Raw genomic sequence first — 15,399 nt, 5'->3', positions numbered from 1 at the left:
GGATTTCGCGGTAAACTGCAGTTAACCGCGAAGGCGGTAGCCTTGCGGACGGACAGGCGGAGTTTGGGCGGATGGCAAGCGGAGGGTGGAAGCAGGCGCATGCTGCCGTGCTGCTTGGTCTCTTGCTGTCCAGCAGCTGGGTAGTCGAGCCACAGGCCGCCTCGCGGGTCTGCCGCCAGTTGGAAGCCGATCTTGCCGCTGCCTCGCGCGGCGGCGGTGGTGGCCCGGCACTGATCCGGAAATACGACGCAGCCATCGAAAGGCAGCGCGAACAGATCTCGAGGGCCCGCAGCCAATCCAGCAGCGCCGGTTGCGGCTTTTCGCTGTTCAGCCGCAACGTCAGCGAATGCGCCGGGCTCAACGCCACCATCGACCGCATGAATGCCAATCTCGATAGCCTGCAGGCCAAGCGCGCCCAGCTCTCCAGCGGTGGCTCGCGCCGCGACCGTGGCCGCATCCTGGCGGCGCTCGACGCCAAGGGCTGCCGCGACGACACCGTAGCACCGCGGCGCGCGCCCCTGCAGGAAGCGAACCGCGAAGACGGCAACGCAAACCTGTTCGACCAGCTTTTCGGCGGCAACAGCCAGCAGCTCGATGCGCTCGATGAGCCTGACGATCCCGGCGAGGAGCGCAACGTCAGCCGGGTGCTCAACCGGCCCGGAGTACCGGATTTTCCGAGCATCGGCGGCGAGTTCCACACCATGTGCGTGCGCACCTGCGACGGCTACTTCTTCCCGATGTCGAATGCGGCTTCCACAAGCGATTTCGAACGCGACCAGAAGAACTGCGAATCGAGCTGCCCCGGCACCGAGATGCAGGTTTTCTATTCGCGCGGCATGGATGACGATTCGGCTGACATGACGTCGTCGGTCACCGGCCGGCCCTACAGCGAATTGCCGACCGCCTATCTCTACAAGCAGTCCGACATGCCGCGGCCGCCGGCTTGCGGCTGCAACGCCGCGCAGAATTTCCAGATCATCGCCGGCAACCCGCCGAATCCTGAGCAGTCGCAGCCCGAAACGGACGCGGCACCGCTCATTCCGGTCCCGGTTTCCAAGCCCGATCCGGGTATCGATCCGGAAACCCTGGCCAATGTGGAGGGCGGACTTGACCGCGAGGCGATCAAGCGGCTTTCCGCCAAGCCGGTGACGTCGCCGGTGTCGGCCTTGCCACCGGAACAGCGTAAGGTCAGGGTCGTCGGGCCATCGTTCCTTCCCGACCCATCAGCGGCAATAGATCTGCAAGCTCCGGCCCCGAAGGCAGTCCGGTAAGGGCGAGCCTGAGCGGCATGAACAGCGCCTTGCCCTTGCGGCCGGTCGCCTCCCTGATCTTGCCCGTCCAGTCCTTCCAGACTGTACCGTTCCAGGGTTCCTCCGGCAGCAGGTCGAAGGCCTGACCCAGAAAGTCGCGGTCGTCATCGGAAAATTCCGGCCTCTCCTGCGGGCCCTCGCGCAGGGTACGCCACCAGCTCGCCGCATCGGCCAGCCTGTCGAGATTGCCGCGTACCGCCAGCCAAAACGGTTCGGCCTGGTCACCCGAGACGCCGAGCACGATCAGCCGGTCTTGCGCCTCGGAGAACGGCATATGGTGCAACAGCGACCGGTTGAGCACGAAGAGCTCGTCAGGATCGAACTTGGCCGCGGATTTCGATGTCGCCGCCGGATCGAAGCGTTCGGCAAGTTCGGCCATCGTCGGCACCGCCGCGACATTCTCCGAAGTGCCGACCAGCACGGCAAGCGAAGCGACGGCCATCGGCTCGATGCCGTCCTCGCGCAGGCTTTCGATGGAGAGCGCCCCGGTGCGTTTCGACAGCCCCTCGCCCGATGCCGTGGTCAAGAGGTTGTGGTGGCCGAACACCGGCGGCTCGGCAGCCAGCGCCTGGAACAGGGCGATCTGCACGCCGGTGTTGGTGACGTGGTCGTCGCCGCGGATGACATGGCTGACGCCCATCTCGATGTCGTCGACTACCGAAGGCAGCGTATAGAGATAGGTTCCGTCCTCGCGCACCAGAACCGGGTCGGAAAGCGAGGCAAGGTCGACGGTTTCCTCGCCGCGCACCAGATCGTTCCAGTGGATCTCGGTGCGTTCGGGCTGCTGCGGATCGCCAGAGAAATTGGGCAACAGGAAGCGCCAGTGCGGCCTGCGGCCATCGGCCTGGTATTCGGCGATCTGCTCCGGCGAAAGCGCCAGCGCCTCGCGGCCATAGACCGGCGGCAGGCCCCGCGTGCGGCGCACCTTGCGCCTGAGGTCGAGCTCCTCCGGCGTCTCGTAGCAGGCGTAGAGAACGCCGGCCGCCTTCAGCCTCTCGACCGCCGCGTCATAGACCTCGAAGCGCCGCGACTGGTATTCGGTGGCATCCGGGAAAATGCCGAGCCAATGCAAATCGTAGAGGATGGCGTCGGAGAATTCCTGCTTCGAGCGGGCAATGTCGGTGTCATCGAAACGCTGGATGAAGCGGCCCTTGTTGTTCATGGCAAACAGCCAGTTGAACAAAGCGGTACGCGCATTGCCGATATGGATGCGGCCGGTTGGCGACGGTGCGAAACGAACGGTAACTGTCATGAGCGGGGCGTACCGGATGCTTTTGTGATTGACAAGACGCGCCCCCGCGCGGTGCGGCAGACATAGAACAGGACGCGTGCAATGAAAAGACCGGGGCGGCGTGCGCCTCGGGCGGCTCATAGGCGGCGGCCAGTCCGGCGGCGCCCACCATGACCGAGCGCAACCAGCCGGTGGAAGCCGACGCCGGCCGAGATAGTGATGCCGCTCGACGACTGCCGCCATAGGTCAACTCGTAGCGGGCCGAGACATGCGTGCTGGCGCCGACGAACAGGTCGTTGAAGGCGATCAGCGGCCGAAGTCGTCGGAACTGAGGCGGGTCCAGCGGTCGCCGATCAACCCACCGATAAAGATGTCGCCGGAGCGGACCGCTTCCGTGACCTCAGCAATTCGCGAGCGGACCATCGTCCCCCCGGCATAGCGGAAGAAGACATTCTTGTAGCCGAAGAGTTGAGGCATGAATCTGCTCTGCGTCTGCCCGGTGATGCCCACGCAACCCATATCCCACGCGGCCGCGATAAGGCCATCCAGAGTTGCGCCCCAGTGAGATCCGGACGCCTGGATTTGCAACAGGCTCGCGATGTCGCCAGCTTGACCGTAGAAGGCATAACAACCGAGCATTTTGCCCGTTTCGTCGTAAGTCCCACCGAAATGAAGTGGGCCGTCGGCCCGCTTCTCGGCCGCCAGCGCAAGCAGCCGTGGCAGCTCGCCATCCTTCCAATTCGGCCGAAGAGAGTAATCGGACAGGAGGGTCGGCAGCCGCTCGGCAAATTGCGCGGCATCGATCGGCTCACGGTGGACCCGATGCGACGATGAAAGCTGGACGGGGGACCCGAACCTTCTTTTCGAAAGAGCATCGAAAGCTCTCGCACAGGGATCGAGTGCCAAGCGAGGCAGGCCGGGCCATTTACGGTGCAGTGCGGCGGCGGCCATCGCGGCAGGCCGGAAAATACAGGTCCATCCCAGACAATGCACCGGCAGGAGCTGATACTTCATCGGGCGCGCGAAGGCCAAAGATGTCCGGTTGGCCGAATCGGTCAGATGCAGATCGAATTCGCCTTGATGCACGGCTCGCAGCAATTGCGGTCCGGCCGAGCCGTCATCGGTGCCGGGGTCGGCCATGAGCGGACCGATGATCGCCGCATTCAATGCCGCTCCGTTGAGCTCGTAGCGGGCTTTCAGGACGCCGAGGAACCCACCCAAACGACCCTGCCGGTTGATCTGGACAAGAGCGTTGCTCGCACCGGACTGGCCGGCAGGGTCAAGATAAATCTCTCTCATATACTCGGCCGTCTCCGCGATCGCGCGATCGAGGAGATGACGCCGCCGCCGGCGAAACTTCGTCAGGAAGAGTGCGGCGACGCGCTCGAGATCTTCGGCAGCGAGCGGCCGAACCGAGCCGTGCTGAGATTCCAGCACCGACGGCGCAGCCACCTTTTCCGGACCGGCATTTGCGGACACAAGATGCATCGTGAAGCCTGTAGAAGGTCGTCTGCCGCAGGGTGAAATCCAGCACAGGTTAATCGGATTCCAGGATATGCATAGACCGTCTTTGGGTTGCCTGGAGTAAATGTATACCAACCAGTGGTAGAAACAACGTAAACAAGACGTCTCAAAACTCAGGATCTGGAAACGCACTGGATGCTGATTCGCGTCACTCCAACCGACTGACGGAAGCTCGCTGTTGCAACCGCAGAGTTGACAGCGGCTGAAAGCGCCTCTGATAGAGGTGGCCTCCGTCCGAAGCCGGAGGCCACCTCAGGTCAGATGACCAAGCCCTTGGTCAGTTCGAGTGCCTGTCGTTCGAACAGGCGGCGATAGATGCCGCCGTTCAGCCGGATCAGTTCGTCATGCGAGCCTTCCTCGACGATTCTGCCGCGATCGAAGACCAGCAGCCTGTCGAGCGCCCGCACCGTCGAAAGCCGGTGCGCGATGACCAGCGTCGTGCGGCCGACCATCAGCCGTTCCATCGCCTGCTGGATCAGCACCTCCGATTCCGAATCGAGGCTCGATGTCGCCTCGTCGAGGATCAGGATGCGCGCATCGGCAAGGAAAGCGCGCGCGATCGCCACGCGCTGACGCTCGCCGCCCGACAGTTTCACGCCGCGTTCGCCGACCAGCGTCCCGTAACCCTTCGGCAGGTTGGCGATGAAGTCGTGCGCACTCGCCAACCGCGCGGCATGCTCGATCTCATCTTGCGTCGCTGTCGGCCGGGCATAGGCAATGTTCTCGGCCAGCGACCGGTGGAACAGGATCGGTTCCTGCTGGACGATGGCGATCTGCCCGCGCAGCGACGCCTGCGCCACCTGCGAGATGTCCTGGCCATCGACCAGGATTTTTCCCGCATTCACGTCATAGAGCCGCTGGATCAGCTTGACGAAAGTCGTCTTGCCCGAACCCGAATGGCCGACGAGCCCGACACGTTCGCCCGGCGCGACATCAACCGAAAAGTCACGGTAAAGCGCCGATCGGTGACTGCCGTAGTGAAAGGTGACGTTGTCGAAGCGGATAGCCCCCTGCGTGATCCGGATCGGCCTGGCGCCAGGCCGGTCCTCGATGCCAAGCGGTTCGGACTGGAAATCGACCAGTTCCTCCATGTCGTTGATCGAGCGTTGCAAATTGCGGATATGGGTGCCGATATCCCTCAGATAGCCCTGCAGAACGAAAAACGAGGTCAGCACGAAGGCGACGTCACCGGCGCTCGCTTGCCCCCACGACCACAGCATCAACGCCAGGCCGATCACCGCGGCTCTCATGACCAGCAGCAGCGCCCCTTGCGTGGTGCCGTTGATGGTGCCGCGCACCCAGGTGCGCCGCGTGCGCGCACGCCATTTGGCGACGACCCGGGCAAGGCGGCGCTCCTCGCGCTCCTCGGCGCCAAAACCCTTGACCACGGCGTTGCAGCTGACTGCGTCGGCCAGCGAACCGCCGAGGCGCGTGTCCCAGGTGTTGGCGAGCCTTGCCGCCGGTGCGACATAGCCGAGCGACAGCATCGCCGTCACCGTGATGAACAGCACCGAGCCAGCAGCAACGACAGCACCCATCAGCGGCCAGAACCAGCCAAGCAGCAGCGTCGAGCCGACCAGCATGACGACCGACGGCAGCAGCGCGATGAGGATCGTGTCGTTGAGCAGGTCGAGCGCCCACATGCCGCGCGTCACCTTGCGCACGGTCGAACCGGCAAAGCTGTTGGCGTGCCAGTCGGTGGAAAAGCGCTGGACGCGATGGAAGGCGTCAGCGGCGATATCCGCCATCATCTTCAGCGTCAGCTCGACGATCGCCATGAAGGCAAGGTTGCGCAGCACGACGCCGGTCAGCGCCAGGGCCATCAGTATCGAAAATGCCGTCACCGCGGCATTCCAGGCAATTGCGTCGGCGCCGGCACTGCTGGCAACGGCGTCGACCAGCCGGCCGGAATAGAGCGGCGTCAAGACGTCGGCCAGCGTCGACAGCAGGAAGCCGCCCATGATGGGCGAAAGCCGCCACGGCTGACGCCGCCAATGGGTGAGCGTGAAACCAAGAACGCTGCGAAAGGCGCTCGCGCGCAAATCGATTCTAAAACGAGCCATGATGTCATTCGGGCGCAAACGAGCCCGATCCCAGTAAGGTCGAAAATTGAAGAAGCCGCGCAAGGGCTAATGATGGCCCAGAATGCGGAGTGGCATATTTGGCGTCTCGCCCGTAATCGGGCGGCGACCGGCATCGGCATAAGCCTGTGCTCAATCCGGCATAGGCGCGAGGACAAAACCCTCGCGGAACGCCGGATGAGACCTAGGCTTCGCGGCCTCGCATTACCATTTGAAATACTGCCATTCGGACCTCCCGCAAGTGAATCGCGGAACGGTCCTTATAGAGACGCCACGATGCATCGCCAAGATCGGCTCACGCCAAAAGTCTATCTGATCCAAGCACTGAGGTTATTTTGCAACAACAGGCTGATGTCGCGACGGCAGCATACTGTTCATTGCGGACTGCGATCGAGCCGGTCCGCGACCGGTATCTAGCCGCGATCCCTAAAACGGTTGGTGATGGGATAGCGGCGGTCGCGGCCAAAATTCTTCCTGGTGATCTTCACGCCGGGTGCAGCCTGCCGGCGCTTGTATTCGGCGATGTAGAGCAGGTGCTCGATGCGTGTCACCGTCGCCCGGTCGTGACCGCGTGCGACGATGTCGTCGACCCCCATCTCGTTCTCGACCAGGCATTCGAGGATATCGTCCAGCACCGGATAGGGCGGCAGCGAATCCTGGTCGGTCTGGTTCTCGCGCAATTCCGCCGACGGCGCCTTGTCGATGATGTTCTTGGGGATCACCTCGCCGGAAGGCCCGAGCGCGCCCGGCGGCACGTGGCTGTTGCGCCAGCGCGACAGCGCGTAGACCTGCATCTTGTAGAGGTCCTTGATCGGATTGAAGCCGCCGTTCATGTCGCCGTAGAGCGTGGCATAACCGACCGACATCTCGCTCTTGTTGCCCGTCGTGACGACCATCGAGCCGAACTTGTTGGAGATCGCCATCAGGATGGTGCCGCGCGCGCGGCTCTGCAGGTTCTCCTCGGTGATGCCTTCCTTGGTGCCCTCGAAGAGCTGCGTCAGCGTGTGCAGGAAGCCCTCGACCGGCTCGAAGATCGGCACGATGTCATAGCGGCAGCCGAGCGCGCGGGCGCAATCCTCGGCATCTTTCAGCGAGTCCTTCGAGGTGTAGCGGTAGGGCATCATCACCGCGCGCAGGCGTTCCTCGCCAAGCGCATCGACGGCAAGGGCGGCGCAGATCGCCGAGTCGATACCGCCGGACAGGCCGAGCACGACATTCTTGAAACCGTTCTTGTTGACGTAGTCGCGCAGGCCAAGCATGCAGGCGCGGTAGTCGGCCTCGTCCCTGTCCGGGATCTTCGACATCGGCCCTTCCGAGCAGACCCAGCCACCATCCGTTCGTTTCCAGGTGGTGACGTCGACCGCTTCCTCGAACTGGCTCATCTGGAAGGCCAGCGTCTTGTCAGCGCCGATGGCAAACGACGCACCGTCGAAGATCAGCTCGTCCTGGCCGCCGAGCTGGTTGGCGTAGATCATCGGCAGCCCGCATTCGATGACCTGGCGGATGACGACCTGGTGGCGGACATCGATCTTGGTGCGATAATAGGGCGAGCCGTTCGGCACCAGCAGGATTTCGGCCCCGCTTTCGGCCAGCGTCTCGCAGATGCCGACATCGCCCCAGATGTCTTCGCAGATCGGAATTCCGATCCGCACGCCGCGGAAATTGACCGGCCCCTGGATCTCGGGTCCGGCCTGGAAGACGCGCTTCTCGTCGAATTCGCCGTAGTTCGGCAAATCGAGCTTGTAGCGCTCGGCGATGATCTTGCCGCCATCGGCGAAGATGATCGAATTGTGCGTGCCGCTCTTGCGCTTCAGCGGCGTGCCGATGATGACGCCCGGGCCGCCATCGGCGGTATCGGCGGCAAAGTCCTGTGCCGCTTTTTCGCAGGCCTTCAGGAAGGCCGGCTTCAGCACCAGATCCTCCGGCGGATAGCCGGCGAGGAAAAGCTCGGTATAGAGCACGAGGTCGGCGCCCTGGCGGGCGGCATCCGCCCTCGCCTCGCGGGCCTTGGCGAGATTGCCTGATATGTCGCCAACAGTCGGATTGAGCTGGGCGACGGCGATGCGCAGGGTGTCGAGCTTCTTGGTCATGTTGCTGACTTAGCGCGGCAAATTTGCCCGAGCAATGGCGTTCGTTTGGACCAATCCAGACCGAATGTCATATGTCATTCGTGTCCAGACCGAATGTCAGATCATAGCTTGGGCGACCAGGGATCAGTCGTCGCCCATATATTCGCGCAACGCTTCCGGCGAATGGTTGTCGCCGATCGACATCGCCAGGATGCGCGAAATATGCCGGCGCGGCAGGCCCGTGTCCGCCGCCCACTGATTGATCTGCCTCTGGATCTTGTCGAGATCCTTCTTCGAGGTCGGGCTTTCGGCGATGTCGAGGCCGGCGTCGCGCAACGCGGCCGCCATATCACCCGAAATGACGAAGGCATCCCAGCCCAGCCAGCGCAAGAAATACTGGCCGGTTTTGCCGCCGAGCCGGCTGCCATGCTTGCCGAGATACGCCATCAGGCCGACCTGATCGTCCGCCGGCCAGTCGGCAAGGAATTTGCCGAAACCGCCATATTCCCCAGACACGCGCTCGACGAAGGCAGCATTGTCGCGCACCGATCTGATCTTCTGCGGATTGCGCACAATGCGCTGATCGGAAGCCAGATCGTGCCAGAAATCGTCGGGCTGGAACAACAGCCGCTTCGGCTCGAAGCGGAGGAAGGCCTCTTCGAAACCCGGCCATTTCTGTTCGATGACGCGCCAGACGAAACCGGCGGCAAAGACGCGCTCGGCCATCGTCGATAGAATACGGTCATCGGTGATGTCAGCCACGGCGGCATTGTCGGGCGCCGGCCCCAAAAGCGACGAAAGCTCCGCCTCACCGCCCTTGCGTTTGGCGGCTCGGGCGCGGATTTTCGCGAAGTCTGGCATTTTGCTTTCGTCTCCGTGCCGCGCTTTTGACGGAACGGCATCTTCCTATATGGAGACGAGGCTGCCAAGCCGAGGCTTTTGGTATGGAGACATCCATGAACAAGACAGTGCCCGAACTGGCCAACCGCTGGCTAAGGCGAACGCCGGAAAATCTGACCGAACTCGAAAGGCGGGTGCTGCAAAGCGCTGTCGACCGCAAGCCGGTATCGCAGAACATCAATGAGAGCCTTGCCGGCCTTCAGGGCGCGGGCGACCGTATCGCCGATGCCATTGCGCGCGTCGGTGGTTCGTGGACGTTCATCCTGTCCTTCATCGCCTTCTTGATCCTCTGGATCGGCGCCAACTGGTGGCTGCTGGGGCAAGAGTCGTTCGATCCCTACCCGTTCATCTTCCTCAACCTCGTGCTGTCGATGGTCGCCGCCTTGCAGGCGCCGGTGATCATGATGGCGCAGAACCGCCAGACCGAACGCGACCGCATCGACGCCGCCCACGACTACGAGGTCAACCTGAAGGCGGAGATCGAGATCATGGCGCTGCATGAAAAGCTGGACGAACTCCGCCACGGCCAGATCCTCGGCATGCGCGACGAGCTCGTGCGACTGGCCGACCTCGTCAAGCGGATCGACGAAAGGCTTTCGCAGCAGCAGCCGTCTTCATGACCGAAACGATCCATCACCTGATCGAACAATACGGCCTGCTTGCCGTCTTCCTCGGCTGTGTCGCGGAAGGTGAAAGTGCGGCCATCCTCGGCGGCTTCTTCGCGCACCAGCAAGTCTTCGTGCTGTGGCATAGCGTCCTCGCGGCCGCCCTTGGCGCCTTCGTCGGCGACACCTTCTTCTTCATTCTTGGACGACGCTTTGCCGACCATCCCTATGTCGTCAGATTGCGCAAGCGGCCCGGCTTTCGCCGTGCCTTTCGCCTGCTCAACACCCATCCCGACATTTTCGTGCTGTCGAACCGCTACGTCTACGGCATGCGCCTTGTCGGCGGCATCGCGGCCGGCCTTTCCAACATCGCAGCGCTGCGTTTCGTCATCCTCAACGCCATTTCATCGGTGATCTGGGCGGTGCTGTTCAGCACGATTGGCTATGTCTTTGGATTGGGGGCCGAACACTTCATCGGCCAGGCGTTGATGCGTCACGAGCGGTTGCTGGTCGGGCTTGGCATCGGTCTGACGGTGGCGATCCTTGCCTGGTTCGTCGCCCGGCATGTCGCCAGGAAAGAACGTGCCAGGGAGAGTTGAGGTCTTTAGAGCAATTCCAGGAAAAGTGTGAAACGGTTTTCCGTCCGGAATTGCGTCAAAACAAAGAGATAGAGCGGTTCTGCGTTTCCGTGAAACGATGAACCGCTCTAGTTTGCATGCATGTCGTTGTCCCAAAACCGCTACGCACTTTTGGGCGACATGCATCAGTCGATACCGAGCGCCTGATCACCCCGATCGAGGATCAGCGGGATGATCAAATCTTCCTCGTCGGCAAGATGCCGGGTCAGCATGTCGATCAGCCGGCTGTTTTCGTCGGCATAGGCGTCGGCGGCGAAGCGCTGTCTGTCCTCGCTCTCATGAAGCGTCTTGATGAAGGCGTTGGCGGCCTCGGCATTGCGCTCCAGTCCTTCATGGATGGTGTGATGGTCGGCATCGAGGATCTCGAAACCGCGCTTCAGCCGCGTCTCCGCCTTGGCGAAGACCGGAAAATAATGATGATCCTCGACATTGTGGTGACCATCGAGATTGCCGAGAAAATGGTTGAGGCGCGGCGCGAACCAGCGCGCGAAGTCGGGCGCCGTCAGCCTGCCCTCGCGGTAGTCGCCAATGCCGTTGGCCAGCATGCCGCCGAGTTCGCGGAACATGTCGTGCCGCTGCAGCCACATATTGGCGATGCCGTGGATGTTGGCGTGGCCCTGCCAGTTTTCACGCGGGTATTTTTCGGCCAGCCAGCGCAGATCGTCCGGCAGGCCGGCTCGCTCAAGCAGGGGGAAATCAGCGGCGTCCGACATGACAGTCTCCTTTGGTAACCGTCATATAGGAGCTGGTACGCTAGATCGGTAGACCGGCGATCCGTTCGATAATGGCGATGCCCCAGACGCCGGCGACGATGATCACCGAAATCAGCACCGCCAGCGAACCGCAGTCCTTGGCCAGCTGGATATCGACATTGAACTCGCGGCTGAAGGCGTCGCAGGCCGCCTCGATGCCGGTGTTCAGCACTTCGACCATGATCAGCAGCAGCACCGCGCCGATCAGCAAGGCATAGCCGCGCCACGAGATCGAAACAAACCAGCCGAGCGGCAAGGCGAGCGCGAGCAGCATCAGCTCCTGCTGGAAAGCCTTCTCGCTGACGGCCAGCTTGCGAAACGCCCGCACCGAATTGAAAAAAGCGTCGATCAGCCGCTGCATGCAAAACCCCTTTCCGAATCACCGGCACGGGATAATGCAATGGCTGGCGAGATCAATGGAATAAGGCGACTTGTCCAAAATTCATTCAGCGACCGGTATAACGGGCGTCGACTTTTCAAACTGCGGCAGCCCGTCGTCGATCGAATAATAGTCGCCCTTGTCGCCGACGAAGATATGGCATTCGCCCTCAAGGCCCGTCGGCCTGTCGAACGATCCGGCCATGACCGAAATGTAGTCCTGGTCCCGCGGCTTCCAGAACAGCACCGACCCGCATGCCTTGCAAAAACCGCGCCTGGCGAAGGAAGATGCTTCGTACCAGGTGATGCTTTCGCCACCCTCGATCACGATGTCGGCGTCTGCAACATTGGTCGCGGCATAGAAATGTCCGCTCTGCTTCCTGCATTGTGAGCAATGACAATAGACGACGCCGCGCAGCGCTCCGCGCGTTCTGAAGCGAACCGCTCCGCACAGACACGATCCTCGGTGGCTGTCACTCATTACGACCCTCCTTGAAGAAACTCTGCCACAGCATCGTCGTCAGGATTCCAGCTTTGCGGCAGCCATACGCAAGCAAATGCGACATTTGCTGGTGTGGCGAAACCGAAATCCAGTTTCATTTTTAGCAGCGTGATGCGCGAATTTCGCATTCAAAGCCACCAAACTGGCGTTCATCCCGGATTGTTGGTGCGCAAATTGATGCTTCTACAGCCTCAGAGAGAGAAAAACTGTGGAACCTCAGCGAATTAAGGAAACTTTAGCGCTCACGCATTTATGGTCATGGTAAGCGAATGTCGCAGGTGGGGACGCGTCTGTTCGCAAGTTGTTCTGGATTATCGGGTAGCCTTCCCCGGTCGGCGACAAATGGAATCCGCAAATTCTGCCGCGGAATCCGAGGGGAAGAGTGATCAGAACATGCAGCCGGCAGTTGTCCCGACCGAACGAAGCACCGATATCGCGGCCAATGTCGTCGCCACAATGCGCCAGTTGGGCGTGCTCGGCTTGCCGCGCAACTACGAGATTTTCTACGAGGCACTGAGCGGCACCAATCGTGAACTCAGCCTCGCCGTCGTTTCGCTGAGCAACCGGCCGACACAGGATGATCTGGACCAGATCGGCCGCGCCTTTTTTGCCCACAACCATGGCCCCGGCATCGTCGAGCATGCCAGAGAAGTCATTGCCAGGGAGCTCGAGGAGGTCGCTTCGCTGCTGAGGAGCGAGCGCAGCCACATCGAGAAATACGGCAGGATCCTCGATGAGACATCGAGCGGGCTGAGCAACCGCAGCCTTCTCTCTCAGGATCTTTTGCAGAAGATCGCCAACGCCATGGCGATTGCCACCAATTCGACCATCGACCACGGCCGGCAGGTCGCCTCGACGCTCAGCGACAAGACGGCCGAACTTGAGAGCGTCAAGTCGAAGCTCGAGGAATACAAGCGGCTGGCCGACACCGATCCGTTGACCCATATCTGGAATCGCCGTGCCTTCGACAAGGAAATCACCAGGATTTACAACAGCAGCAAGGGCATCCTGTTCAACGCCTTGATCCTTGCCGACATCGATCGCTTCAAGGACATCAACGATCGCTACGGCCATCCGGTCGGCGACAAGATCATCCAGATCATCGCCGACATTTTCCAGACCAGCATTCGCGGCGACATGTTCGTCGCCCGCACCGGCGGCGAGGAGTTCGCGCTGATCATCGAGGGCGCCAGCGAGGACGCCACCTACGAGATTGCAGAGCGCATCCGCGCCCTGATCGAGCAGACACCCTTCACCAGCAGCCAGACCGGCACCAACTACGGCACCGTCACCGTCTCGATGGGCATTTGCATGGCATCTGAAGCCGAGGGGCCCGAGGACCTCTACACCAAGGCCGACCGGGCGCTCTATCGCTCGAAAGTCAGCGGTCGCAACCGCGTCACCAAGCACTCGACGATGGCCGGCCGCGCCGGCAAGAGCTGGCTGCTCTACAAGAAGGACTGAGCGTGCCTCGTCTATCGCCGCCACGGATTGTGTGACGCTACCCCTTTCCATGTGAATTGGAGGCGATCCGCTACCGTTCCGCGCGTGACCCAAAGGGCGCCAACATTGCGCTGCTGACCTGCCGCGGCTTCGCCAAGGCCAAGCCAATGGGGCCGCAGACCTGGCGCATCCGGCTCGGCGCGTTCGGCGTGCAGGCGATCTGCGAATTTCCGGAAAAGCGCATCGAGTTTTCCAGAACCGCCTTTGCCGATCCCCGTCTCGTTGGCCTGCGCTGGGAACGCGGGCCCTGAATAAAAAGAAAAGCGCCGGATTTCTCCAGCGCTTTTTCTGTCGACGTTCAGGCCGAAATCAAGCTTAGCCGTTAACGGCCTGCTTGTGCTGCACCGGGTGGCTCTTCTTCAAGAGATCCGAGACCAGGAAGGCCAGTTCGATCGCCTGGTCGGCGTTGAGGCGTGGGTCGCAATGGGTGTGGTAGCGATCCTGCAATTCCTCGGCGGTGATGGCGCGGGCGCCACCGGTGCATTCGGTGACGTTCTTGCCGGTCATCTCGACATGGATGCCGCCTGGATGCGTGCCTTCGGCGCGATGCACCTCGAAGAAGGTCTGCACCTCCTTCAGGATGCGGTCGAACGGCCGCGTCTTGTAACCGGCAGCCTCGATCGTGTTGCCGTGCATCGGGTCGGACGACCACACCACGCTGCGGCCTTCCTTCTGCACCGCGCGAACCAGCTTCGGCAGATGGTCGGCGACCTTGTCGGAGCCGAAGCGCGCAATCAGCGTCAGCCGGCCCGGCTCGTTTTCGGGGTTGAGCAGATCGATCAGTTCCAGCAATCCATCCGGCGTCAGCGATGGGCCGCATTTCAGGCCGAGCGGGTTCTTGATACCCCGGCAATATTCCACATGCGCATGGTCGGGCTGGCGGGTGCGGTCGCCGATCCAGATCATGTGACCCGACGTGGCGTACCAGTCGCCAGAGGTCGAGTCGACGCGGGTCAACGCTTCCTCATAGCCGAGCAGCAGCGCCTCGTGGCTGGTGTAGAAATCGGTCTCGCGCAGTGCGTAATTGGTTTCCGAGGTGATGCCGACGGCCTTCATGAAGTCCATCGTCTCGGTGATGCGGTTGGCGAGTTCCCCGTACTTCTCGCCTTGCGGGCTGTCAGACACGAAGCCGAGCATCCAGCTATGCACATTCTCCAGGCTGGCATAGCCGCCCTGCGCGAAGGCGCGCAGAAGGTTGAGCGTCGCCGCCGACTGGCGATACGCCATCTCCTGGCGGGCAGGATCTGGTATGCGCGACTTGGCGTCGAATTCGATGCCGTTGATGATGTCGCCGCGATAGCTGGGCAGCGTCACATCGCCCTTGGTTTCGTTGTCGGACGAGCGCGGCTTGGCGAACTGGCCGGCAACGCGGCCGACCTTCACCACCGGCTGCGCGCCGGCGAAGGTCAGCACCACCGACATCTGCAGGAACACGCGGAAGAAGTCGCGGATGTTGTCCGCGCCATGTTCGGCAAAACTTTCGGCGCAATCGCCGCCCTGGAGAAGGAATGCATCACCGGCAGCGACCGCCGCCAACTGCTTCTTCAGCTTGCGCGCCTCACCTGCAAAAACCAGCGGCGGAAAGGTAGCGAGCTGAGCTTCCGTGTTCTTCAGCGCGGCAAGGTCCGGATAGGTCGGAACCTGCTTGATCGGCATCGTTCTCCACGAATTCGGCGACCATTTTGTCATCGCTGCACCCAACGCTCTTTCCGAGCAATTCCAGGAAAAATGTGAAACGGTTTTCCGTCCGGAATTGCGTCAAACAACAAAGCAAGCGCCATCGCCCGCCAATCCACCCCATATGGGGATCGCGGCTCAATACACGAAGCCGATTTCCTATTCTAGACCGGATTTGGCCGCGTGGCGAATGCACGCGCGTCGTTAAGGTGTGTTGAGATTCAGCACC

Annotated in this window: 15 protein-coding genes; 6 read left to right on the top strand and 9 right to left on the bottom strand. The window is 61.8% G+C overall.

Annotated features, from left to right (window positions below; genetic code table 11):
* The first annotated feature begins 71 nt into the window (after positions 1 to 71).
* A complete protein-coding gene (locus B5V02_RS23225; RefSeq protein WP_111546409.1) occupies positions 72 to 1,271 on the top strand; it encodes a DUF2865 domain-containing protein in 1,200 nt (399 codons plus the stop codon).
* Here B5V02_RS23225 and gltX read toward each other — a convergent pair.
* The 5 genes from gltX to B5V02_RS23200 form a co-directional block, all read right to left on the bottom strand.
* The gene (gltX, locus tag B5V02_RS23220; RefSeq protein ID WP_111546408.1) at positions 1,189 to 2,562 is read right to left on the bottom strand and encodes a glutamate--tRNA ligase; all 1,374 of its coding nucleotides are present in this window, start codon (positions 2,560 to 2,562) and stop codon (positions 1,189 to 1,191) included. The genes B5V02_RS23225 and gltX overlap by 83 nt on opposite strands.
* 285 nt (positions 2,563 to 2,847) lie before the next feature.
* A complete protein-coding gene (locus B5V02_RS23215; protein ID WP_111546407.1) occupies positions 2,848 to 4,029 on the bottom strand; it encodes a hypothetical protein in 1,182 nt (393 codons plus the stop codon).
* Positions 4,030 to 4,322: 293 nt separating this feature from the next.
* On the bottom strand, positions 4,323 to 6,128 hold the full coding sequence (locus B5V02_RS23210; RefSeq protein WP_111546658.1) for an ABC transporter ATP-binding protein: 1,806 nt from the start codon (positions 6,126 to 6,128) through the stop codon (positions 4,323 to 4,325).
* 431 nt (positions 6,129 to 6,559) lie between these two features.
* Positions 6,560 to 8,236, bottom strand: coding sequence for an NAD+ synthase (locus tag B5V02_RS23205; RefSeq protein WP_111546406.1), 1,677 nt, complete (start codon positions 8,234 to 8,236; stop codon positions 6,560 to 6,562).
* Positions 8,237 to 8,359: 123 nt separating this feature from the next.
* Positions 8,360 to 9,076, bottom strand: coding sequence for a DNA-3-methyladenine glycosylase I (locus B5V02_RS23200; protein WP_111546405.1), 717 nt, complete (start codon positions 9,074 to 9,076; stop codon positions 8,360 to 8,362).
* 95 nt (positions 9,077 to 9,171) lie between these two features.
* On the opposite strand from B5V02_RS23200, the gene B5V02_RS23195 reads away from it, so the two are divergent.
* Positions 9,172 to 9,735, top strand: coding sequence for a DUF1003 domain-containing protein (locus tag B5V02_RS23195; protein ID WP_111546657.1), 564 nt, complete (start codon positions 9,172 to 9,174; stop codon positions 9,733 to 9,735).
* On the top strand, positions 9,732 to 10,319 hold the full coding sequence (locus B5V02_RS23190) for a DedA family protein (protein WP_111546404.1): 588 nt from the start codon (positions 9,732 to 9,734) through the stop codon (positions 10,317 to 10,319). The genes B5V02_RS23195 and B5V02_RS23190 overlap by 4 nt, the downstream gene beginning before the upstream one ends.
* Before the next feature lie 164 nt (positions 10,320 to 10,483).
* On the opposite strand, the gene B5V02_RS23185 is transcribed toward B5V02_RS23190, so the two are convergent.
* From B5V02_RS23185 to B5V02_RS23175, 3 genes are all read right to left on the bottom strand, one after another.
* Complete coding sequence (locus B5V02_RS23185; protein ID WP_111546403.1) at positions 10,484 to 11,071, bottom strand: hemerythrin domain-containing protein; 588 nt, start codon at positions 11,069 to 11,071, stop codon at positions 10,484 to 10,486.
* 40 nt (positions 11,072 to 11,111) lie between these two features.
* Positions 11,112 to 11,471 carry a diacylglycerol kinase gene (locus B5V02_RS23180; RefSeq protein WP_111546402.1) on the bottom strand — a complete coding sequence of 120 codons (360 nt, stop codon included), beginning with the start codon at positions 11,469 to 11,471 and terminating at the stop codon, positions 11,112 to 11,114.
* An 81-nt stretch (positions 11,472 to 11,552) separates the two neighbouring features.
* The gene (locus tag B5V02_RS23175) at positions 11,553 to 11,969 is read right to left on the bottom strand and encodes a GFA family protein (RefSeq protein ID WP_111546401.1); all 417 of its coding nucleotides are present in this window, start codon (positions 11,967 to 11,969) and stop codon (positions 11,553 to 11,555) included.
* A gap of 414 nt (positions 11,970 to 12,383) precedes the next feature.
* Here B5V02_RS23175 and B5V02_RS23170 point away from each other — a divergent pair, with 414 nt between their 5' ends.
* A complete protein-coding gene (locus B5V02_RS23170; RefSeq protein WP_111546656.1) occupies positions 12,384 to 13,454 on the top strand; it encodes a GGDEF domain-containing protein in 1,071 nt (356 codons plus the stop codon).
* 56 nt (positions 13,455 to 13,510) lie between these two features.
* Positions 13,511 to 13,744, top strand: coding sequence for a hypothetical protein (locus B5V02_RS23165; protein ID WP_342633876.1), 234 nt, complete (start codon positions 13,511 to 13,513; stop codon positions 13,742 to 13,744).
* A gap of 64 nt (positions 13,745 to 13,808) precedes the next feature.
* Here B5V02_RS23165 and B5V02_RS23160 read toward each other — a convergent pair whose 3' ends face one another.
* A complete protein-coding gene (locus B5V02_RS23160; RefSeq protein ID WP_111546400.1) occupies positions 13,809 to 15,182 on the bottom strand; it encodes a class II 3-deoxy-7-phosphoheptulonate synthase in 1,374 nt (457 codons plus the stop codon).
* On the opposite strand from B5V02_RS23160, the gene B5V02_RS40740 reads away from it, so the two are divergent.
* Entirely contained in the window at positions 15,139 to 15,378 is a 240-nt protein-coding gene (locus B5V02_RS40740) for a hypothetical protein (protein WP_167458617.1), read from the top strand. The genes B5V02_RS23160 and B5V02_RS40740 overlap by 44 nt on opposite strands.
* The last annotated feature ends 21 nt before the right edge of the window (positions 15,379 to 15,399 follow it).

The organism is Mesorhizobium kowhaii, assembly GCF_003253745.1.
GTDB lineage: Bacteria > Pseudomonadota > Alphaproteobacteria > Rhizobiales > Rhizobiaceae > Mesorhizobium > Mesorhizobium kowhaii.
The sequence above is the reverse complement of the archived record's forward strand: the minus strand, read 5'-3'. Positions and strand labels throughout refer to the sequence as shown.

Excerpts from the sequence above, each read along its gene's own strand:
- B5V02_RS23225 (WP_111546409.1), top strand. The coding sequence starts at position 72 with ATGGCAAGCGGAGGGTGGAAGCAGGCGCATGCTGCCGTGCTGCTTGGT.
- gltX (WP_111546408.1), bottom strand. The coding sequence starts at position 2,562 with ATGACAGTTACCGTTCGTTTCGCACCGTCGCCAACCGGCCGCATCCAT.
- B5V02_RS23215 (WP_111546407.1), bottom strand. The coding sequence starts at position 4,029 with ATGCATCTTGTGTCCGCAAATGCCGGTCCGGAAAAGGTGGCTGCGCCG.
- B5V02_RS23210 (WP_111546658.1), bottom strand. The coding sequence starts at position 6,128 with ATGGCTCGTTTTAGAATCGATTTGCGCGCGAGCGCCTTTCGCAGCGTT.
- B5V02_RS23205 (WP_111546406.1), bottom strand. The coding sequence starts at position 8,236 with ATGACCAAGAAGCTCGACACCCTGCGCATCGCCGTCGCCCAGCTCAAT.
- B5V02_RS23200 (WP_111546405.1), bottom strand. The coding sequence starts at position 9,076 with ATGCCAGACTTCGCGAAAATCCGCGCCCGAGCCGCCAAACGCAAGGGC.
- B5V02_RS23195 (WP_111546657.1), top strand. The coding sequence starts at position 9,172 with ATGAACAAGACAGTGCCCGAACTGGCCAACCGCTGGCTAAGGCGAACG.
- B5V02_RS23190 (WP_111546404.1), top strand. The coding sequence starts at position 9,732 with ATGACCGAAACGATCCATCACCTGATCGAACAATACGGCCTGCTTGCC.
- B5V02_RS23185 (WP_111546403.1), bottom strand. The coding sequence starts at position 11,071 with ATGTCGGACGCCGCTGATTTCCCCCTGCTTGAGCGAGCCGGCCTGCCG.
- B5V02_RS23180 (WP_111546402.1), bottom strand. The coding sequence starts at position 11,471 with ATGCAGCGGCTGATCGACGCTTTTTTCAATTCGGTGCGGGCGTTTCGC.
- B5V02_RS23175 (WP_111546401.1), bottom strand. The coding sequence starts at position 11,969 with ATGAGTGACAGCCACCGAGGATCGTGTCTGTGCGGAGCGGTTCGCTTC.
- B5V02_RS23170 (WP_111546656.1), top strand. The coding sequence starts at position 12,384 with ATGCAGCCGGCAGTTGTCCCGACCGAACGAAGCACCGATATCGCGGCC.
- B5V02_RS23160 (WP_111546400.1), bottom strand. The coding sequence starts at position 15,182 with ATGACAAAATGGTCGCCGAATTCGTGGAGAACGATGCCGATCAAGCAG.